Annotated in this window: 19 protein-coding genes; 4 read left to right on the top strand and 15 right to left on the bottom strand. The window is 57.1% G+C overall.

Translation table 11 applies throughout. The annotated features are described in order from the left end of the window. The first annotated feature begins 3 nt into the window (after positions 1 to 3). The 3 genes from urtC to urtE are packed head-to-tail and all read left to right on the top strand — an operon-like array spanning position 4 to position 2,612. Positions 4 to 1,176 (top strand): urea ABC transporter permease subunit UrtC, encoded by a 1,173-nt coding sequence (gene urtC / locus Q0746_RS03580; RefSeq protein ID WP_298257271.1) that lies wholly within the window; start codon positions 4 to 6, stop codon positions 1,174 to 1,176. After that, on the top strand, positions 1,173 to 1,913 hold the full coding sequence (gene urtD / locus Q0746_RS03585) for an urea ABC transporter ATP-binding protein UrtD (protein WP_298257273.1): 741 nt from the start codon (positions 1,173 to 1,175) through the stop codon (positions 1,911 to 1,913). Before urtC ends, urtD begins: the two co-directional genes overlap by 4 nt. Positions 1,914 to 1,916: 3 nt before the next feature. Then, positions 1,917 to 2,612, top strand: coding sequence for an urea ABC transporter ATP-binding subunit UrtE (gene urtE, locus Q0746_RS03590; RefSeq protein ID WP_298257275.1), 696 nt, complete (start codon positions 1,917 to 1,919; stop codon positions 2,610 to 2,612). A 9-nt stretch (positions 2,613 to 2,621) separates the two neighbouring features. Here urtE and Q0746_RS03595 read toward each other — a convergent pair whose 3' ends face one another. From Q0746_RS03595 to Q0746_RS03630, 8 genes are all read right to left on the bottom strand, one after another. Beyond that, positions 2,622 to 3,233 carry an SGNH/GDSL hydrolase family protein gene (locus Q0746_RS03595; RefSeq protein ID WP_298257277.1) on the bottom strand — a complete coding sequence of 204 codons (612 nt, stop codon included), beginning with the start codon at positions 3,231 to 3,233 and terminating at the stop codon, positions 2,622 to 2,624. Beyond that, the gene (gene proS / locus Q0746_RS03600; protein WP_298257280.1) at positions 3,233 to 4,570 is read right to left on the bottom strand and encodes a proline--tRNA ligase; all 1,338 of its coding nucleotides are present in this window, start codon (positions 4,568 to 4,570) and stop codon (positions 3,233 to 3,235) included. Before proS ends, Q0746_RS03595 begins: the two co-directional genes overlap by 1 nt. A gap of 454 nt (positions 4,571 to 5,024) precedes the next feature. Then, positions 5,025 to 6,548, bottom strand: a complete 1,524-nt coding sequence (locus Q0746_RS03605; protein ID WP_298257282.1) for a Ppx/GppA family phosphatase — start codon at positions 6,546 to 6,548, stop codon at positions 5,025 to 5,027. 100 nt (positions 6,549 to 6,648) lie between these two features. Then, positions 6,649 to 8,823, bottom strand: a complete 2,175-nt coding sequence (locus Q0746_RS03610) for an RNA degradosome polyphosphate kinase (RefSeq protein ID WP_298257284.1) — start codon at positions 8,821 to 8,823, stop codon at positions 6,649 to 6,651. Positions 8,824 to 8,904: 81 nt separating this feature from the next. Beyond that, complete coding sequence (locus Q0746_RS03615; protein ID WP_298257286.1) at positions 8,905 to 9,576, bottom strand: DnaA/Hda family protein; 672 nt, start codon at positions 9,574 to 9,576, stop codon at positions 8,905 to 8,907. A 5-nt stretch (positions 9,577 to 9,581) separates the two neighbouring features. Next, positions 9,582 to 10,658, bottom strand: coding sequence for an AI-2E family transporter (locus tag Q0746_RS03620; protein WP_298257288.1), 1,077 nt, complete (start codon positions 10,656 to 10,658; stop codon positions 9,582 to 9,584). 117 nt (positions 10,659 to 10,775) lie between these two features. Further along, a complete protein-coding gene (scpA, locus tag Q0746_RS03625; protein ID WP_298257290.1) occupies positions 10,776 to 12,905 on the bottom strand; it encodes a methylmalonyl-CoA mutase in 2,130 nt (709 codons plus the stop codon). Next, complete coding sequence (locus Q0746_RS03630) at positions 12,868 to 13,821, bottom strand: hypothetical protein (RefSeq protein ID WP_298257292.1); 954 nt, start codon at positions 13,819 to 13,821, stop codon at positions 12,868 to 12,870. Before Q0746_RS03630 ends, scpA begins: the two co-directional genes overlap by 38 nt. A gap of 166 nt (positions 13,822 to 13,987) precedes the next feature. Here Q0746_RS03630 and Q0746_RS03635 point away from each other — a divergent pair, with 166 nt between their 5' ends. After that, entirely contained in the window at positions 13,988 to 14,464 is a 477-nt protein-coding gene (locus Q0746_RS03635) for a DUF4174 domain-containing protein (RefSeq protein ID WP_298257294.1), read from the top strand. A 122-nt stretch (positions 14,465 to 14,586) separates the two neighbouring features. Here the strand turns inward: Q0746_RS03635 and Q0746_RS03640 are convergent, their stop codons facing one another. From Q0746_RS03640 to Q0746_RS03670, 7 genes are all read right to left on the bottom strand, one after another. Continuing rightward, the gene (locus tag Q0746_RS03640) at positions 14,587 to 15,165 is read right to left on the bottom strand and encodes a hypothetical protein (RefSeq protein WP_298257296.1); all 579 of its coding nucleotides are present in this window, start codon (positions 15,163 to 15,165) and stop codon (positions 14,587 to 14,589) included. Positions 15,166 to 15,171: 6 nt separating this feature from the next. Further along, positions 15,172 to 17,172, bottom strand: a complete 2,001-nt coding sequence (locus Q0746_RS03645; RefSeq protein ID WP_298257298.1) for an acetyl/propionyl/methylcrotonyl-CoA carboxylase subunit alpha — start codon at positions 17,170 to 17,172, stop codon at positions 15,172 to 15,174. A 361-nt stretch (positions 17,173 to 17,533) separates the two neighbouring features. Then, positions 17,534 to 17,893: a hypothetical protein gene (locus Q0746_RS03650; protein WP_298257301.1), complete on the bottom strand. Its 360-nt coding sequence runs from the start codon at positions 17,891 to 17,893 to the stop codon at positions 17,534 to 17,536. A 192-nt stretch (positions 17,894 to 18,085) separates the two neighbouring features. Continuing rightward, positions 18,086 to 18,217: a hypothetical protein gene (locus Q0746_RS03655; RefSeq protein WP_298257303.1), complete on the bottom strand. Its 132-nt coding sequence runs from the start codon at positions 18,215 to 18,217 to the stop codon at positions 18,086 to 18,088. A gap of 214 nt (positions 18,218 to 18,431) precedes the next feature. Beyond that, positions 18,432 to 18,833: a DUF6497 family protein gene (locus Q0746_RS03660; protein WP_298257305.1), complete on the bottom strand. Its 402-nt coding sequence runs from the start codon at positions 18,831 to 18,833 to the stop codon at positions 18,432 to 18,434. After that, positions 18,830 to 19,129, bottom strand: a complete 300-nt coding sequence (locus Q0746_RS03665; RefSeq protein ID WP_298257307.1) for a hypothetical protein — start codon at positions 19,127 to 19,129, stop codon at positions 18,830 to 18,832. Before Q0746_RS03665 ends, Q0746_RS03660 begins: the two co-directional genes overlap by 4 nt. 18 nt (positions 19,130 to 19,147) lie before the next feature. Continuing rightward, positions 19,148 to 20,680 carry an acyl-CoA carboxylase subunit beta gene (locus Q0746_RS03670; protein ID WP_298257309.1) on the bottom strand — a complete coding sequence of 511 codons (1,533 nt, stop codon included), beginning with the start codon at positions 20,678 to 20,680 and terminating at the stop codon, positions 19,148 to 19,150. Positions 20,681 to 20,739 lie beyond the last annotated feature (59 nt).

Raw genomic sequence — 20,739 nt, forward strand, 5'->3', positions numbered from 1 at the left:
GCCATGAACACCTCATTCATCGCGCGCAACCCGTCGGTGCTGGTCTTTTTGGCCCTTTTGGCCCTGTTCACGCTGGTGGTCACGGTCTTGTCCGAGGGCTTTGGCATTGGCTTCATTTCCACAAGCTTCGTCAAAACCTTGGGCAAAACTCTTTGCTTATGCCTTGTCGCCGTCGCCATGGATTTGATCTGGGGCTACACGGGCATCTTGTCGCTGGGCCATTTCGCCTTCTTCGGTTTGGGCGGCTATATGGTCGGCATGTGGCTGATGTTTGAGCGCACGCGCCAGATTGTGGTCAACTCCCTGTCTGACGGCGTTTTGCCCCCCACGCCCGAGGAAATCAAAGCCGCCATCGGCAACCAGATTTTCGGGGTCGTGGGCAGCAGTGAGTTCCCGCTGATCTGGGCCTTCGCGGATAGCATCGTGTTGCAACTGGCCTTTGTCGTCTTGGTTCCAGGTTTGCTGGCTTTCGTCTTTGGCTGGCTGGCGTTTCGCAGTCGCGTGACAGGCGTGTACCTGTCAATTTTGACGCAGGCTATGACCTTGGGCCTGGCCCTATACCTGTTCCAAAACGCCAGCGGCTTGCGTGGCAACAACGGGTTGTCGGGTTTACAAAACCTGCCCGGGGTCACCGCTCCGCAGGCCACCGTGTCCTTGTGGTTCTTCTGGGCCTCGGCGGCGGCACTTGGCGCTGGCTACCTGTTGGTGGCTTGGGTGGTGTCCGGCAAATTCGGCTCCGTCATTCGCGGCATTCGCGACAATGAGGCCCGCGTGCGCTTCCTTGGCTATTCGGTCGAAAGCTACAAGCTGGCGGTCTTCACCCTGACGGCCTGTATCGCGGGCATCGCGGGCGCGCTTTATTACCCGCAAGCCGGTATCATCAACCCCGCAGAGGTCGCACCGATCGCTTCGATCTATCTGGCAGTTTGGGTGGCCATTGGCGGGCGCGGCAGGCTTTATGGCGCGGTGATTGGCACCGCCTTCGTCAGCCTTGTGTCCAGCTGGTTCACCGGCGGTCAGGCCCCCGACATCAACCTTGGGTTCTATACCGTCAAATGGGTCGATTGGTGGCTGATCCTGCTTGGCCTCAGCTTCGTGCTGGTGACGCTTTACGCCCCGCGCGGCATGAGCGGCATCATCGATCTAATGACGCGCAAGAAAGGAGAAGACAGATGAGAAGCCTTCTCGAAGTTTCGGGTGTGACTGTCAGCTTTGACGGCTTTCGCGCGATCAATAACCTGTCGTTTCAAATCGGAAGCGCAGAGATGCGTGCGGTGATCGGGCCAAATGGCGCGGGGAAAACCACCTTCATGGACATCGTCACCGGCAAGACCCGCCCCGATGAGGGCCGGATTACTTGGGGCGACAAAAGCATCTCGCTGATTGGCATGTCAGAGGCAAAGATCGTCCAAGCGGGCATTGGTCGCAAATTCCAAAAACCCACGGTGTTCGAAGACCAAACCGTCCAAGAAAACCTGCTGATGGCCCTGCGCAAAGATCGCGGCCCTCTTCGCGTGTTGTTCTACCGCCCGGCCAAGCGCGATCTTGCCCGAGTGGATGAACTGGCCGACGAGATCGGCCTGACCGATGCGTTGCTACGCTTGTCAGGGGAGTTGAGCCACGGCCAAAAGCAATGGCTGGAAATTGGCATGCTCTTGGCCCAAGACCCGCAATTGCTGTTGGTGGACGAACCCGCCGCAGGCATGACCCCTGCCGAGCGCGAAAAGACCACTTCGATCTTGGTGGAGGCCGCCAAAACCCGCGCAGTGGTGGTGGTAGAACATGATATGGAATTCGTGCGCCGCCTGAACTGCAAAGTCACCGTGCTGCACGAAGGTGCCGTTCTGGCCGAAGGGTCGTTGGACCATGTGACCAAAAACCAAGACGTTATTGACGTTTATCTAGGGCGCTAAATTATGCTGAATATTCAAGACCTAACACTGCATTACGGCAAATCTCAGATACTTTACGATGTCTCCCTTACCGCCAATGTCGGGGAAGTCACCTGCATCATGGGCACCAATGGCGTGGGCAAAACCAGCCTGTTGAAAGCCATCTCCGGAACCCATTCCCGATCGGGGGGCGAGATCACGCTGGACGGGCAAAAGCTGCGCAATCTGCCAGCGCATTCCCTTGCCCAATTGGGGGTTGGATATGTGCCGCAAGGGCGCGATGTCTTTCCGTTGATGACGGTGCGCGAAAACCTGCAGACGGGATTTTCTTGTCTGCCAAAATCCGAACATTTCATCCCCGACGATATCTTCGAGTTGTTCCCTGTCCTCAAAGAAATGGAGCACCGGCGCGGCGGCGATCTGTCTGGCGGGCAACAACAACAGCTGGCCATTGCGCGCGCCTTAATCACCAAGCCCAAGCTTCTGTTACTGGACGAGCCCACCGAGGGCATCCAGCCCAACATTATTCAGCAAATCGGGGATGTCATCAGAACCCTGCGAGAACGCGGCACGATGGCGATCGTTCTGGTCGAGCAATACTTCGACTTCGCATTTGATCTGGCGGATCAGATGGTCGTTATGAAACGTGGCGAGGTCATCGAAAACACCACCAAGGCCGGCATCGAACGTGGTGCCTTGTTGCAAATGGTGTCTGTGTAACCGGCGACGCTAAGGCGCAAGCATCCTTGTGACAACCGGTGCCAAAGACGCCCCAATCGCACGGGTATTTTCCGCATCCAGATGAAGCCCATCAAGGGCCGAGCAGACCGCGACGTCATTGCTGTCAAAGAACTCGACCTCGTTAAGTTCCGCAATCTTTGTGACCAAGTCGCGGTACTTTTGGCTGGCATCAATCATGGCCGAAGTGATGTCCGAACTGGGAACGATAACAGGAGGAGCCACCACCAAAATTTGCGGCACCTCACACGGAATTCTGCAAGGATGGTGGCGCACAATCTCGATCAATCGCGCCATGCCGCGCGCAGCCAGTTCCGGATTGACCCCACAAAAGGCGTCATTCGTTCCCAGCATCAAAACCACCAAATCAACGGGGGCATGCGTGTGCAAAATGGACGGCAGCAGGGCCGCCCCATTCGTATCAGCGGGGCTAACGGGCATGTCAAAGGCCGTCGTCCGGCCGCGTAGCCCCTCTGGGATCACTTCGAAACCGGTGCGTTCGTGCAGTACAGTTGTCCAGCGATCAGCCGTCGGGTGACGCCCTCCTCCGTCAGGGCGCGCACCCCATGTTAGGCTGTCCCCAAATGCCAGTATTGTCGCCATCAGTGCCCTGCGTAAATCGCCGCGACCTTGGCCACTGCATCTTCCGGCGACATCTCTTCGCTTTCGCCCGTGCGGCGCGAGGTCAGCTCCACCACGCCGTTTTTCAACCCCCGAGGGCCAACAGTGATGCGCCAAGGCAACCCGATCAGATCCATCGTGGCGAACTTGCCGCCTGCCCGCTCCTTGCGGTCATCATACAGCGGCTCAAGCCCCAAAGCAGTCAGTGATTTATATAGCCCTTCGCAGGCCGCATCGGCGTCTTCGTCGCCTTGTTTCAGGTTCACGATTCCGCAATGGAACGGTGTCACGCCTTCGGGCCAGATAATGCCCTTGTCATCGTGGCTGGCCTCAATGATCGCCCCCAACAGACGCGACACACCAATGCCGTGCGACCCCATATGAACCGGAACAGATTTCCCGTCTGGCCCTTGAATGGTGGCCTTCATCGCTTCGGAGTATTTGGTGCCGAAGTAGAAAATTTGCCCAACTTCGATGCCCCGCGCGGTTTTGCGACGTTCTTCGGGCACCTCGTTGAACAAGGCCTCATCATGCGTCTCGTCGGTGCGGGCGTATTTGGTGGTGAATTCCTCCATCACCCCTGCGCATTGTTCCTTGTTGTCGTAATCAATTTCGCGGTCACCAAAGGTGAGGTCGGTCACGGCGCTGTCGTAGAACACCTCCGACTCGCCGGTGTCCGCCAGCACCAAAAATTCATGCGTATCATCGCCGCCAATCGGGCCAGAATCCGCGCGCATAGGGATCGCTTGCAGCCCCATGCGCTCATAGGTGCGCAGGTAGCTCACCAGATGGCGATTATAAGCATGCAACGCATCTTCTTTGGTCAGGTCAAAGTTATAGCCGTCCTTCATGTAGAACTCGCGGCCCCGCATGACGCCAAAGCGCGGACGGCGCTCGTCGCGGAATTTCCATTGTATCTGGTACATCGTCAAAGGCAGGTCTTTGTAGCTGCTGACATGGCTGCGGAAGATGTCGGTGATCATCTCCTCGGCCGTGGGGGTGAACAACATATCGCGGTCGTGGCGGTCTTTGATGCGCAGCATCTCTTCGCCGTAGTCGTCGTAGCGACCGCTTTCGCGCCACAAATCCGCCGACTGGATGGTTGGCATCAGCATCGCCATATGGCCTGCGCGCGCTTGTTCCTCATGCACGATGTTTTCGATCTTCTTGAGAACTTTGTAGCCCAGCGGCAACCACGAATAGATGCCTGCCGACGATTGCTTGATCATGCCCGCGCGCAGCATGTAGCGATGCGATACGATCTGCGCCTCCGCAGGGGTTTCTTTCAGGACGGGCAAGAAGTAGCGGGACAGGCGCATAAGGAAAGCTCACATCGGTGTTTCAGGGTTAAAGTGTGGTTACGCCATGACGCGATGTGGAGCAAGCCGCTCACTCATCGATTGTGCAGCATCTATGGCCAAGAACCGGATCACACTGGTGCAGCCCGCAGATGCGGCCAGACATGCGCGCCACACAGCGCCCCGCAGGAGACGACCTAGCACCGAAATGTCGTGGCGCCCCAGTCGAAAGACGCCCCCGATACGGCCCTGATGCGAGGAAGTCGACGGGGCAGCTGACTGCCTTTCCGGCCTGCTGAATGGGGCTACATTTGGTTCAAGTCAGTCCAAGCGAAACGGATCTCTGACAAAACACCGCGTGCGCGGCATTCTCAGGCTATCATCTAACTTCTGTTAAGGCGCCAGAAACGTCATCGGGGGCCAACCGGATATTTCGCCAAAGCTCACAAGCGCCGAGCGGCCCTCAATATTCGTATCACTGGACATCCATCTCAGCATCCAAGGCCGACGCCAAGGAGGCAAAGCGGGCCTGTGCGACCTCCCCGAACAGGGCTTTGGTGTCGGGGTGCAGCTTCATCTTCAACAGGCGCTTCTTTGGGTGCCACTTTAATTGCCCCATCAATTCGGGGCGTTGCACTGAAAACATCGCCCCAAACCGCATGGCTTTGCCCAAGACTTCGGCGTCGCGCAACTCGCGCTTTGACAGCAGGTCGAACAGTTCTTGGAACGGTGTCCCATTGCGCGAGTTTTTGTACCGGTGCAGCAGGGCTGTTCCCAAGAACACCCGTCCGTTGTGATCCAACCCCCCAAGGTTGGCGCGGGTGGAGTTGTCAAAACACACTTCTGCGCGGTAATCGGGGTGCGCACGCCAACTGACGTCATGCAAAAGGCAGGCGGCCTTGATCAGCCGCAATCTTTCGGGAGCGGTCTTTTCGAACAATGGTTCAATAAAGCGGTAGAGGAATTTGCCAAACCCCGGAATGCGCGCATTCATCGCCTCGTCGTAGCGGCAGGCTTCGATCAACGGGTCGCGGCGCTTTAATTCAAAGGGCATTTGCTCATAAAGCAGCCCCTCACGGATACCATAGCTAGACACAGCAACCGACTTCGGTTTGAACCGCTGGATTAGGGATTTCAACACCTGCGCCGCAATCGGCACCAACCGCATCCGAGCTTCGGAATTTCCGGTCATCGCCCGCAGTTCTGCGACGTTATGCTTGCTGATCCATTTCACCGTCTGCAGGATCGATTTGGTCGTCATCCGGTATTCATGCAGCACTTTCAACGGGTAACCGCGGCGCTCCATGTCCAGACGTGCAATCGCACGCCACGAGCCCCCTACAAGGAACAGGGTCTTGTAATCCCCGTCGATTTGTTCGCGCAGGTCATCAATCGTTTCGTCGATCACGGCCTTGCGGGTTTTGGCGCCGCCTTTCAGGCTCATGAGTTTCAGCGGGCCGATCTGCGATGAAATCCGCCGTCCCACAACGCCGTCGCCCAATTCTGCCAATTCCATCGAGGACCCACCGATGTCGCACATCAACCCGCGCGCCTCCGGCCAGCCCAAAAACACACCCTGTGCGGAAAGTCTGGCTTCCTCTGCACCTTCCGCCACCCATAAGTTCAGGCCGGTTTCGCGGGCCACTTCGGCGCGAAAATCGGGGCCGTCCAGCGCGTCGCGCACTGCGGCGGTTGCTACGCAGGTCATGGGTGATACCCCCATCCCCTGTGCCAGCAAGGCGAACCGCTTCAAGGCCGCCAAAGCCCGTTCTCGCCCTTGCGGGTTTAATCGCCCTGTCTCAGAAAGCCCCGCACCAAGCCCCGCCATGACCTTTTCGTTAAAGAAATACGCAGGGCTGCGCGCCGCACCATCAAACACCACCATCCGCACCGAGTTGGAGCCAACGTCAATAGCCCCCACCCGCTTCAAAGCCTTCGACTTCGGATCGTTGAACAAGGGGCGCCCGAAGGGGCCGTCTTCGTCGTGGTTACTGTCCAAAGCTTTTCTCGCCTTTGGGTTAGGTTTTGCGAAATCACCATGCCGTTTGAACGGGCAAGGCGTCAATGTGAAAGGCACATCCCCAAAGGATGCGGCAAGCTTAATCCGGCGTGTGGGTCAGTTCGGGCACATCCCCCGCGCCAGCTGATCCGCGCCCCGACAACGACGGGTTTTCCATAAAGAAGCGGTGACAATTAAACGGGTTCTCTTGGCCTTCAACTTCGGCGCGTTCGTAGGAGCCATCCGGTGACAGCACCCAGCTTTGAGATGTGTCCGCAAGATTGGCGGCCATGATCTGGCTCATCACCTGCGCCTGCACGGTCTTATTGGTGATCTCGACCAGAGTTTCCACGCGGCGGTTCAGGTTCCGACTCATCCAGTCAGCGGAGGACATGTAGACCTTGGCCTTCTTTGAAGGCAGGCCGTGCCCATTGCCGAAACACACGATGCGCGAATGCTCCAAAAAGCGCCCGACGATGGATTTTACGCGGATGTTCTCGCTCAGGCCTTTGATCCCTGGGCGGACCGCACATATCCCGCGCACCACGAGATTGATTTTCACCCCAGCTTGCGACGCGCGATAGAGGGCATCAATCACGTCGACCTCTACAACTGCATTCATCTTTGCCCAGATTTCCGCAGGCCTTCCTTCGGCGGCGTAACCTGCTTCTTTGTCGATCATCTTGATCAGCTTTTTCTTCATGCCTGTCGGGGACAGATACAGGTTTTCAAGATGCTCTGGTTGCGCGTAGCCGCCGATGTAGTTGAACACTTTCGTGGCATCGCGCCCAAGGGAGGCATCGCAGGTAAACAAGCTAAGATCGGTGTAAATTCGGGCCGTAATCGGGTGATAATTGCCTGTCCCGTAATGCGTGTAGGTGACCAGACTATCGCCTTCGCGGCGCACGACCGTGCTGATCTTGGCGTGAGTTTTGTAGTTGATAAAGCCGTAGACGACATGCGCGCCCGAGCGCTCCAACTTGCGCGATTGACGAATATTCGCGGCCTCGTCGAAACGGGCCTTCAACTCCACCAAGGCGGTGACGGATTTGCCGTTCTCCGCAGCCTCACAAAGGGCTTCCACAATCGGGCTTTGGTGGGAGGTTCGGTACAGCGTCTGCTTGATCGCCACGACATTCGGATCGCGCGCGGCTTGCGCTAGAAAGCGGATGACCATGTCAAAGCTTTCATAGGGGTGATGCAGCAACATGTCTTTCTGGCGAATGGCCGCAAACATGTCCCCGTCATTGTCTTGCACCCGCTCCGGAACGCGCGGGCTAAACGACGGCCACAGCAGGTTCCGCGGGGCAGCCGACACCAGCTCGCCAAGGTCGGACAGACCAATCATCCCGTAAATCTCGATGACGTCCTTTTCGGTGACCTCTAAAGATTTCATGATCAAGTTGCGCAGCTTGGCAGGTGCATCGGCGCTCATCTTCAAGCGCACCACCTCCCCGCGGCGGCGTCGTTTCAAGGCAACTTCGAATTCCCGCACGAGGTCTTCGGCCTCTTCCTCAACCTCCAGATCACTGTCGCGCAACAAGCGGAACGCGCAATGCCCTGTGGTTTTATAGCCTGGAAACATCTCGCCAATCTTCAGCAGCAACAGCTGCTCCATCGGTAAGAACCGCTGGTGCCCCTGACCGCAAGGCAAGGAAATGAAGCGCTCAATCTGCGCAGGGATCGGCAGCAAGGCTTGCAAACTGCGTCCGTCATTTGGGCGCTCCAGCTGCAATGCCAGACTAAAACCTTCGTTGGGGATGAAGGGAAATGGATGGGCAGGGTCAATCGCCAGCGGTGACAACACTGGGAACACATTCGACATGAAGTAGCTGTCAAGGAATTCGCGGTCAGCCTCGCTTAGGCTTTCTGCGTCCATCAGCCAAATGTTGCTGGCTTCCATCTCGCCTTTTAACGCTTCCCATACCGCGTCCTGCTTGGTGATCAGAGCGCGCGCATTCTGGTCGATCAAGACCAATTGCTCGTCAGGGGTGCGCCCGTCTGAGGACGGCGTACGGTTGCCGGCGTTGGCAAGCTCTCGCAGGCCCGCCACACGCACCGTGTAAAACTCATCCAAGTTGGTCGAGGAAATTGCCAAAAAGCGGACCCGTTCCATCAACGGGACACGCGGATTTGAGGCTTCATCAAGCACACGCCAGTTGAACGCGAGCCAGCTAAGCTCACGGTTGAAAAAGCGACTTGGCCCGTGGACGTCAAGATCATCAATCTCTACGGCTTCGGGGTAATCTGCGGTCAGGAAGTCTGCGTTAATCATGGCGACTGTCTTGGGTTGGGAATGTAACGTCACAGTGACGAATGTGAGGATAATGCGCGGCGAAGTCCAGACGCGGCGCGATCAATCCCCCGACATTTCGGCCAAAACGTCACGCGCCAACCCTTTGCCTATCGGGCGTTTTTCAGCCAAGGCGCGGGCATCCATCCCTTCGACAAACCCGCGCACAGCCTCAAAACTTCGCGGAAGACGGGGCATCACGTAACTCAGCAAATCGGGTTTGATCGCAATTTGGCGGTCCGAGAACATCTTCATCACCAAGGCCATCAGCAGCATGTCGTCCAGCGCCTCCAGCTTGGCGACAGAGGTTCCAGACATCCGGCTTTTCAGGTCGGGCAACACAAGATCAAGCCTTGCAGGTGCCACCGCCGAGGTGACCAGCAGCGGGTGGCCTGCCTCTTGCATCAGGTTATGCAGGTGAAAAAGCTGTGTCTCTTGCGCCCGATCCCCTGCGATTTTGTGCAAATCCTCTACCACAAGCGCGCCACGGGCCAGCGCCATGGGCTCATGGAGCGCCTGTGCCAAAACGACTTGCGCATCTGCCTCTTGCGCCCAAACCATAGCCAAATGCGTTTTTCCGGCTCCGGCGGGGCCCACCAAAACCAACTTGTTCAATGGCCAATTCGCCCAGTCTTCCACCGCAGACACGGCCAAGGCGTTGGCATCAGACACGAAGTAGTCTTCGCGCCCCAACGCTTCTTTCGCGGGCAAGGAAAAGGCCAATTGTTCAGGCATAGGGGTTATTCGGCGTCCGGTTCTTGGTCACTGTCCAGCCCCTTGTAGAGGCGGCTCATGCGGTATTGCTCGGTGCCAAAGCGGGTCACCACGCCAATCGAGGCGGCCACAGGAACTGCTACCAGCATCCCCACGAAGCCGAACAGCGAGCCAAAAACCGATAGGGCAAACATCAACCAAACCGGATGCAGCCCGACGCTTTCGCCAACCAGTTTGGGGGTTAATATGTTGCCCTCCAGAAACTGCCCCGCAATGAACACCGCGGCGACCGCGCCGATCATCACCGGTGCCCCCCAGAATTGAAACAGCGCCAAGCCCACAGCCAGCACGCCACCGATGACCGCACCGATATACGGAATGAACGAGATCAACCCCGCGATAAACCCGACCACAAGGCCAAATTGCAGCCCGACCAGCATCAACCCCACCGCGTAGAACACGCCCAAGATAGCACATACCGTCAATTGACCGCGCACGAAGCTGGCAAGGGTCTTGTCGATCTCGGAGGCAATTTTGCGAATTTTCGGGGCATGATCACGGGGCAAGAAGCTGTCAATTTTTGCGACCATATTGTCCCAATCGAGCAGCAGGTAGAACGCCACAACCGGCACAACCACGACAAACACAACCGCATTGATCACCCCTAAGGCCGAGGTAAAGATGCTTTGCGCGAATGCCCCGCCGCGCTCTTGGATAGTGGCCCCGATAGAGGCCAAAGACTGGCGTAAGGTTGAATTCGCGTCCCCTAGGTCGGGGAACCGTTCCGACAGAAAATCCCGCAGTCGCGCGAATAAATCCGGCGCGCTTTCGAATAACCCAGCGGCTTGACTAACAATCATCGGCACGATCAGAACCGCCATCAAGATGAAAACCAACACTGCAAACAGGCTGATCACGGTGGTGGCCAAAACGCGGCTCGCCCCCATACGCTCTAGGCGGTCCGCCAACGGGTCCAGCCCATAGGCAATGGCCCCGCCCACCACGAAGGGCAGCATGACATCACCTAAATACCATAGCGCCAACATGAACACCGCCGTAGCAATGCTCCAATATTTTGCCTGTTCTCGTACTGGTAACGCCATGAAACCCTCTCTTGTTGGGTCCAGATGTGACCTATGGAGGGGTAGGTTTCAAGGCTCGGTGCAAAAATCTCCGAGATAATGCGCCCCTCCAAACAGAGGAGCGCCGTTACCGGTCTATCAACGCGCCTTTCGGATCAGTGCCAAAATATCCTTGGCTGCGTCGGGAATATTGGTTCCCGGTCCGAAAATTGCTTTGACGCCGGCGTTTTGCAAGAACTCGTAGTCCTGTTGCGGTATCACGCCACCGCAGATCACCAAGATGTCGCCCGCCCCTGCGGCGTCCAATGCCTCGATTAACTTTGGCGCCAGTGTTTTGTGACCCGCTGCTTGGCTGGAGATGCCGATGACATGCACGTCATTGTCGACCGCATCTTGTGCGGCTTCCTCGGGGGTTTGGAACAACGGGCCAACGTCCACGTCAAAGCCGATGTCGGCGAAGGCCGTTGCAATCACCTTGGCGCCGCGGTCATGGCCGTCTTGGCCCATTTTCACCACCAGCATGCGCGGGCGACGGCCTTCTTCTTCGGCAAAGTTTTCCACGTCCTTCTGGATCGCGGCGAAACCTTCATCGCCCTCATACGCTGCGCCATATACGCCAGCCAAAGTCTTCACTTCAGCACGGTGGCGACCAAATGCTTTCTCCATTGCCATGCTGATTTCTCCAACAGTTGCGCGGGCGCGAGCGGCATCCACTGCCAACTCCAACAGGTTGCCATCACCCGAGGTGGCGGCCGTTTCCAGAACTGACAGTGCCGCATCGCAGGCGGCTTGGTCGCGGCTGGCCTTGATTTTGTCGAGGCGGGCAATCTGGCTTTCGCGCACCGCCACGTTATCGACGTCGAGAATGTCGATCGGGTCTTCCTTGTCCAAGCGGAACTTGTTGACGCCAACGATGACTTCCTCGCCGCGGTCCACCTGCGCCTGACGCAATGCGGCGGCTTCTTCGATGCGAAGCTTGGGCATGCCAGAGGCCACGGCCTTGGTCATCCCCCCCATTTCCTCAATCTCTTCAATGAGTTTCCACGCTTCGTCCGCAAGGTCAGAGGTCAGCTTTTCTACGTAGTAGGATCCAGCCAGCGGGTCGACGACCTTGGTGACCTTCGTCTCATTTTGCAAAATCAGCTGAGTGTTGCGCGCGATACGGCTCGAGAAGGCGGTGGGTAACGCAATGGCCTCGTCAAAGGAGTTCGTGTGCAACGATTGGGTGCCGCCCAAAACCGCCGACATCGCCTCATAGGCCGTGCGCACGATGTTGTTGTAGGGGTCTTGCTCCTGCAAAGACACACCCGACGTCTGGCAGTGGGTGCGCAGCATGGATGACTGCTCTTTCTTGGGCTCAAATTCCTGCATGATTTTGTGCCACAAGAAGCGCGCCGCGCGCAGCTTGGCGGCCTCCATGAAGAAATTCATCCCAATCGCAAAGAAGAACGACAGACGCCCCGCAAAGGCATCCACATCCATGCCATTGGCAATCGCCGCACGCACATATTCGCGCCCGTCCGCCAGCGTGAAGGCCAATTCTTGCACAAGGTTCGCGCCAGCTTCTTGCATATGGTAGCCGGAGATCGAGATAGAGTTGAACTTCGGCATATCGGACGCCGTGTAGGCGATGATATCTGACACGATCCGCATCGATGGCTCTGGCGGGTAGATGTAGGTGTTGCGCACCATAAATTCTTTGAGAATGTCGTTCTGAATTGTGCCAGATAACACCGCGCGGTCATGACCTTGTTCTTCACCGGCGACGATGAAGGACGCAAGCACAGGGATCACGGCGCCATTCATGGTCATGGAAACCGAAACCTTGTCCAGCGGGATGCCGTCGAACAGGATTTTCATGTCTTCGACGCTGTCGATGGCCACACCGGCCTTGCCAACATCCCCCACCACGCGCGGGTGATCGCTGTCGTAACCACGGTGGGTGGCCAGATCGAACGCGACCGAAACCCCCTGCTGCCCGGCATCAAGTGCCTTGCGGTAGAAGGCGTTGGATTCTTCGGCTGTAGAGAACCCAGCATACTGACGGATCGTCCAAGGGCGACCGGTGTACATGGTGGAGCGCGGCCCGCGCGTAAACGGCCCCTCACCGGGCATTGAGCCCATGTGCTCCAGATCCGTCGCATCCTGTTCGGTGTACACCGGTTGGATTGCGATCCCCTCAGGGCTGTCCCACGTCAAACCGTCCAATGGGCGGCCGCGTAGCTCTTTCTCAGCGCGCGCTTCCCACGCTTCTTGTTTCTTGGTCATGGTGGCTTCCTTCTGTCATGTTCGCCCCGCCAAATGTGCCTTCGGTCGGGTCTAAGTAGGTCACGCGGCTACTGTTCACACCGGCTTCGAGCCATGCGATATCCGCGAGGTAGTCATCTTGCAATTTGCCCGCTTGGGCCGCGTCAAACGGCATGTAGCGCGCGCCAATTCCCGCTGTGGACAGGCGCAACGCACTGTCCAAATCCCCGCGCTCCGCGGCGATTTCAGAGAGTTCGGCCGCAGTGGCCGATGCGTTGGATTTATGAGGCTTGGACATTGTTCCGAAGGCAATGTCGCGCCCAAGGAAATGTGTAACGAGCCTTCGCGGGTTGGACACCCAGCTTTCGAACGGCCAAACGATGATCTGGGCGTTTGGAAAAATGGCCTCGACGTCAGCGATAACATTGCGCCAGCGGCGTGGCTGGGTCACCAGCCGGTCAAGGTCTGCAACCGACGGCAAAGACGCCCCCATCTTCACCCGAAAGGCCAGTTGAGATGCCCAGTGCACATCATAGGCCCGAATGGCGAGGCCGATCCGCAAAGCGCGCCCTTCAAAGGCCGGTGCAAACCGCGCCAAGCGATCGGATAGCTGACCATAGAGCCGTGTCGCCCCAAGGTTTTGCGCCATAGTTCCAATCAGGTTTTCCTCGCTGATTACAAGCTGTTGCGCGCCATTTTGCTCCATCCGAGAGGCTTCCATGCGCAGGCGGCCACAGGACCGCTGCCCAAGCTTCGCATCCCGATTCGTCAGTGTTGATGGATCCTTGATCAATCCGGCAAGTAACCCGCTGCGGGTCCGATGTGGCCCCCAGAATGCCACCCCAGATCGCCGTAGGGCCGGACGTTGGTCGTTCAACAAAACCTGCAAACCGGTCGTTCCGGTCCGATGCGCCCCTAAATGTAGGCAAATTTCCACAGCACACGCCCTCAACAGGCCCGCCACCCAATGCAGCCGGCTAGAGCTATCGTTGTCCCCCCAAAGGCTGACCATGTGCTTAACTCGACAATCTTGTGAAAATCTACGCGATCCAGCCATTCCATTCCCGAAAATGCCCCCTATATTGGGAGCAGAGGGAGCCTTCATGAAACACGCTATCTTACTTGTTTTATCAGCATTTTTCGCCACTTCGGTCGCCGCCCAAGGGGTGCCCGAAAACGTGCTGGAAGATCCGCACGCGGTTGGCCCATATGAGGCAGTTGATACGAATTTGAACGATTTTCTCTGGCTCAAGCGGCCTGTTGTGATCTTTGCGGACACGCCAGCGGACCCAAGGTTCAAACGCCAGATCGAGCTTCTGGAAACCCGTCTCGATGCCCTGATCGAACGTGATGTCATCGTGATGGTCGACACATCGCCAGCCAATCCGTCAGACATTCGCAAGAAATTGCGCCCGCGCGGCTTTATGATGGTCCTGATCGGCAAAGACGGCGAAGTAGAGCTGCGCAAACCGTCCCCTTGGGACGTGCGCGAAATCACGCGGGCCATCGACAAAATGCCCATGCGACGCCAAGAACTCAAAGAAAAACGTGAATTACAGGCGCTAGAACTAAAGAACTGAGCAGCTGCTTCATTGCGCATTAACGCAAAACGCCCTATATTGGGGATAGGAACGGCATTCTGCCCGACCGCAACCGTGTAAGGTGAGTGATATGTCAAACAAGACGCCAAAATCTCCTCCCCCTATGACTGGCCAGACGGGGCCACGTCCCGGCTACTAGGTTTCGCCGCAAGGCCGGTGCTGTCGCGTAAGGCGCGCAGGGCCATTTCTCCACGTGCCAAAGCTTCTTGCTTCAATGCGATGTAATCGGTGTACATGCCGATCCGCTGCACTTGATCCATCTCGCGAAACAAGTCCGAGCGCAGGTCGTCAATGATCGCATCAACCGCAAACACCTGATTGTAATAGCCGACAACCGGCTGGATCACCGGATCGGGCAGCACATGAATTTCGGCAACCAATGCGGTGAAAATCGTGTCATTCCGCTCGCTGGGCACGACGGGGATGTATTTGGCATCCTCTTCCATCGCGGCAACGATGCGGCTCCATGATGCGGACAGATCGAACAGTTTCAAGGTGACCACATAGTGGTCAATCTCCGCGATCAATGCTGTTTGCACATCCTGCACCCGCTCCAACCGTCTGCGGCGTTCCCGCTTGCGATTTTGGTGACCGTTAAAGACCCACCCCAACGCCACGAATACGCCGGCGACAATCGCCTGCTGTACCCGTGGATCGATGAGGTGGGTGAACATCGTCATGAGAAGTTATTCAAACTCCATGATGATATCGTCCACGGCCAAGTTGTCACCGGCTGTGGCGTTGATCTTGGAGACCTTGCCCTTCCGCTCGGCGCGCAGGATGTTTTCCATTTTCATCGCCTCGACGGTGCACAACGCTTGGCCGTCCTCGACCTCGTCGCCGACTTCTACATCCACTTTGACGATCAAACCCGGCATAGGGCATAGCAGCAGCTTGGAGGTATCCGGTGGCAGCTTCTCGATCATCAGACCGGCAAGCTCTGCCTGACGCGGGGTGCGCACATGTACCTTCAGATCGGCGCCGCGGTGCCGCATCCGGAAGCCGCCAGATATTTTGTCGACCTTCAAAACAAGCTTTTCGCCATCAACTTTCAACTTGGCCAAGCTGTCGCCCGGGGTCCATTTGGAGGTCACGCGTTGCTTGGTGCCATCCGCATGGGTCACGGTGGCCCCGTCTTTGTCAGCCTTGATAGACACTTCGAAGCGGTCGCCTTGCAGGGTTACAACCCACTCTTTGCCAACTTTGCGGCGGTGGTTGTCCATGGTGCCAGAAATGCGCGCACGGCGAATTTCGGCCACACGGTGCATTGCAGCCGCCGAGGATGCGATGCGCATCAACTTCTCTTTTGGCAACTCAACTCCCATGAAACCTTCGGGGTATTCTTCCTCAATGAAGGCTGTGGTGATGTTGCCGGATACAAATTTCGGGTGATCCATCACTGCCGCACAGAACGGCAGATTGTGGCCAATGCCTTCAACCTCAAAGCTGTCCAAGGCCACGCGCATATGCTCAATCGCATCCGCACGGGTTGGCCCCCAAGAGCACAGCTTGGCAATCATCGGGTCATAGAACATCGAAATCTCGCCGCCCTCATAGACGCCTGTGTCATTGCGCACCGCGCGTTTGTCGTTGGCTTTCTCGGCGGGTGGGCGGTATTTGGTCAGGCGGCCAATGGACGGCAAGAACCCGCGATACGGGTCTTCTGCGTAAAGGCGCGATTCCATCGCCCAGCCGTTCAGCTTGATGTCTTTTTGCGCCAGTTTCAGCTTTTCACCGTAAGCCACGCGGATCATCTGCTCGACCAAATCGACGCCGGTGATCAGCTCGGTGACCGGGTGCTCCACCTGCAGGCGGGTGTTCATCTCTAGGAAGTAGAAATTGCGGTCGCCATCAACGATGAACTCAACAGTACCGGCAGAGGTGTAGCCCACCGCCTGCGCCAACGCGCAAGATTGCTCGCCCATGGCTTTGCGGGTGGCTTCATCCAAGAACGGCGACGGCGCTTCCTCGATCACCTTTTGCTGGCGACGCTGGATAGAGCATTCGCGCTCACCCAGATAGATGCAGTTGCCATGCCCGTCAGCAAGCACCTGAATTTCAATGTGGCGCGGTTGGGTGACGAACTTCTCGATGAAGATCCGGTCATCGCCAAATGAATTTGCGGCCTCGTTCTTCGACGACTGGAACCCTTCGCGGGCCTCGTCATCGTTCCACGCGATCCGCATGCCTTTACCACCGCCACCGGCGGAGGCTTTGATCATCACAGGGTAGCCAATCTCGGTCGAGATTTTCACAGCTTCTTCTGCGTCCTCAATCAGCCCCATGTGCCCCGGTACGGTGGAAACTTTTGCCTCCTGAGCGATCTTCTTGGAGGTAATCTTATCCCCCATTTTCTCAATCGCGCCCTTAGGTGGCCCAATGAATGCGACGCCAGCGGCCTCTAAAGCCTCGGCGAACTTAGCGTTTTCAGACAAGAACCCGTAGCCGGGGTGTACCGCTTCCGCGCCTGTGTCTTTGATCGCTTGCATAACCTTGTCGATCACGATGTAGGATTGGTTGGCTGGAGGGGGGCCGATGTGAACGGCCTCATCCGCCATTTGCACGTGCATCGCTTGCGCATCCGCGTCCGAGTAGATCGCGACAGTCTTGATACCCATCTTGCGGGCGGTCTTGATGACACGGCAGGCGATCTCGCCGCGATTGGCGATCAGGATTTTCTTGAACATTAGGTCAGGTCCCCTCTTGCCCAGCCGATTGGCTGGGAGTCTTGCATCAGTAAAGGTCCAGCCACGCATCTGCGTGCCTCGACCCTGTTCGTTAGGTTGTTGGTTGTTCTACGGCGCGCAGCCGCCTTCCCGTTCCGCAATCCGGTCATGCGGCCAAAAAAAGAGGCCCGCCACAGATGGGCAGACCTCTTTAGAGGGGAAGGGTAACGGTCTTGTACTTGCAGGCCCATCATTGTGCTGTGACCGGCTTGCAAACCAAAGGTGCGACAGCCAATGCCACCAGAGAAGGCAAAAGCTTCCCCAGCGTTAATTTGAGCACTATTTCGCCCAATCTTGACATATGGCAGCGCGAAATCGCCCATTATTCGATGAATTCCTCGGAAAACGCGTTCGGGAAGGACGCTTGCACGCGGCGCACGTCTATCCGCAGCAAGGCTTCATAGCTGGCGGGGTCGAACGGATCCTCGGCGGGAATAACCTCGCGGCCAAACACCCAGTTGAGACGTCCTGCATCCAGATTGCCCCGCTCAAACGGCTCTTCGCCAAAATGTTGGTACAGCGCCCAGATAAATCCCGCATCGGCGCGGCGATCTGCAGGGCGACGATCAGCAAAACGTTCCCGAGCATTCAGCGCAGTTGGGCCGCTTTTGTTGTCGCGACGGATGGTAAATTGGAAATCGCTGCCTGGAAGGCGCGAGGGGAAGCCTTTGTGCTTCAGCATGAGGTCACCTTTAAGCGAAAGTCATGATCCCTGCCCTGCAACCTGCGAGCAGTCATTCGAACATGCGAACGGCCCGCGCGGGCGCGGCTTGGGGCGAAGGTATCAATGTCAGAAAAAGAAGGGGCCGACAGTGATGTCTGGCCGTTGGGGTTTTGCGGGGCGATGCAAAAACTCCGCCCCGCAAATGTAGTATTAGTACTTGTTGTAAGTAGTCTCTTCGACAACTGGCTCAACAATAACAACTTCTTCTTCTTGCTGGCCGCCGCATGCTGCGACGATTGCAACGAAGCCAAAGGCTGCGAGTGCTTTGATGCTCTTGGACATCTGAGTCTCCTATTTAAGTCTGGCGAATCATTAGCGGGGCTAATCCCCACTTCTTCATCGCACACATTAGGGGTCACAGAAATGCGACCTCGACGCAAGGTAGCCGTTCCATTGAGAAAAAAATATATCTTAGATGCAGGGATTGCGCGATGTGTTGCTAATGCACCATCCGCAAAATTTGACGAAATTTTACATGTAACTGCTTGATTATTCATTACAAACCGCTCCAAACGCAGGTGCCATCAGTGACCGTAAACACGTCAAAGTACTGAATAACGTTCGGCACGGACTCGCCGAACTCCGTTGCTTGTGAGGCAACAGAGACCACGATTTCGCGCGCATTGGGTGCAAACTTCGCAATGATTCTAAGTCCTTCGGAGTCACAAAGCGCCTGAAAGTCCTGCTCAATCACCTCGAATCCGAAGGCGGTTTGATCTGCAATTTCTTCCGCAACCAACCTCAGACGCACGGAACGGCGGACGGCTTCATAGGCCCCATGTGGCTCAAACAGCACCTCATGGGGGAAGTATTCCACCGACGATACCGCGCGCAGCGGCGCCTGCTCGGCACAGGCCATCCCCGTCGTAGCCAACAACATCAGCGCTGCAAGTTTCATACTGAGCGCCCCACGATCCAGTCGATCCGCGCCGCATCAAGCCGCGCCTCCAGCCCCCTGATCCGAGTGTAATTGGCCACCAAAATCAGAGTGACCCCGCCGATGGCCGCACCATAAATGAGGAAAAGTTGGGTGATCGCAAACCAAACGGGTTCATCCAATTCACCGAATTTGCTGGGTGCAATGCTCTCGGAGACAAGCGCCAAGAACAGAGCCCAAAGCGCAATTGCGCGTTCGTACTCTGCGCGAGTCTTCCCCACAATCGTCGAGCAAATTTCGGTTCGATCCCGTTTCATCCGCTTTGCGCCCCTCTCCTACAACGGAATGTTGTCGTGCTTTTTCCATGGGTTTTTCAACGACTTACCGCGCAAGGATGCGAATGCCCGCGCCACGCGCTTGCGGGTGGAATGCGGCATGATCACTTCATCGATGAAGCCCTTTTCCGCCGCCACAAACGGGTTGGCAAAACGGTCTTCATAGTCTGCGGTCCGCTCGGCGATTTTTTCGGCATCACCCAGTTCCGAGCGGTACAAGATTTCAACCGCACCCTTGGCCCCCATGACAGCGATCTCAGCCGTCGGCCACGCATAGTTGAAATCACCGCGCAGGTGCTTGGACGCCATAACGTCATAGGCGCCGCCATAGGCTTTGCGGGTGATCACCGTGACTTTCGGCACAGTGGCCTCACCGTAAGCAAACAGCAGCTTCGCGCCGTGCTTGATCACGCCGCCATATTCTTGCGACGTTCCGGGCAAGAAGCCTGGAACATCGACCAACGTCAGGATCGGGATTTCAAACGCATCACAGAACCGCACAAACCGTGCCGCCTTGCGCGAGCTGTCGATATCCAAGCACCCCGCCAGAACCATTGGCTGGTTGGCGACGACACCCACAGATTGCCCCTCAAGACGGATGAAACCCGTCAGGATGTTCTTGGCAAAGTCTTCTTGGATCTCGAAGAAATCACCCTCATCCGCCAGCTTCGTGATCAATTCCTTCATGTCGTATGGTGTGTTCGCATTGCTTGGCACCAGCGTATCAAGGCTGTCCTCAATGCGCGCCGGATCGTCAAAGAACGGTCGAACTGGCGCTTTCTGACGGTTGTTGAGCGGCAAGAAATCCACCAAGCGGCGCACTTCGGCCAAGGCCTCCACGTCATTCTCAAACGCGCCATCGGCAACCGAGGACTTCTTGGTATGCGTGCTTGCGCCCCCCAACTCTTCGGCCGTCACGACCTCATTGGTCACGGTTTTCACCACGTCAGGGCCCGTTACGAACATGTAGGACGAATCTTTCACCATGAAGATGAAGTCGGTCATTGCAGGCGAATACACCGCCCCACCCGCACAGGGCCCCATGATCACGCTGATCTGAGGAACCACGCCGGATGCCATGATGTTGCGCTGGAACACTTCGGCGTAACCCGCCAAAGAGGCCACACCCTCTTGGATACGCGCCCCGCCGGAATCGTTGATCCCGATCACCGGCGCGCCGTTCTGCATCGCCATATCTTGGATTTTGCAAATCTTCTGCGCATGGGTTTCCGACAAGGACCCGCCAAACACCGTAAAGTCTTGGGAAAACACATAAACGAGGCGGCCGTTGACCGTGCCCCATCCCGTCACCACGCCATCCCCAGCTGGGCGGTCTTTTTCCATGCCGAACTCGGTGCAGCGGTGCGCCACAAACATGTCGAACTCTTCAAAGCTGTCTTCATCCAGCAAAAGCTCAATCCGCTCGCGTGCGGTCAACTTGCCCTTGGCATGCTGTGAAGCGATGCGGCGCTCGCCGCCACCTTGGCGCGCGGCGTCGCGGCGGCCTTCCAATTCATTTAGGATATCTTTCATGGCGCAGGCCTCCCGATCAATTTGGCGCAAACCTACACAAACGCCGCGACGCGGCAAAG

Source organism: uncultured Litoreibacter sp., assembly GCF_947487515.1.
Taxonomy (GTDB): Bacteria; Pseudomonadota; Alphaproteobacteria; order Rhodobacterales; family Rhodobacteraceae; genus Litoreibacter.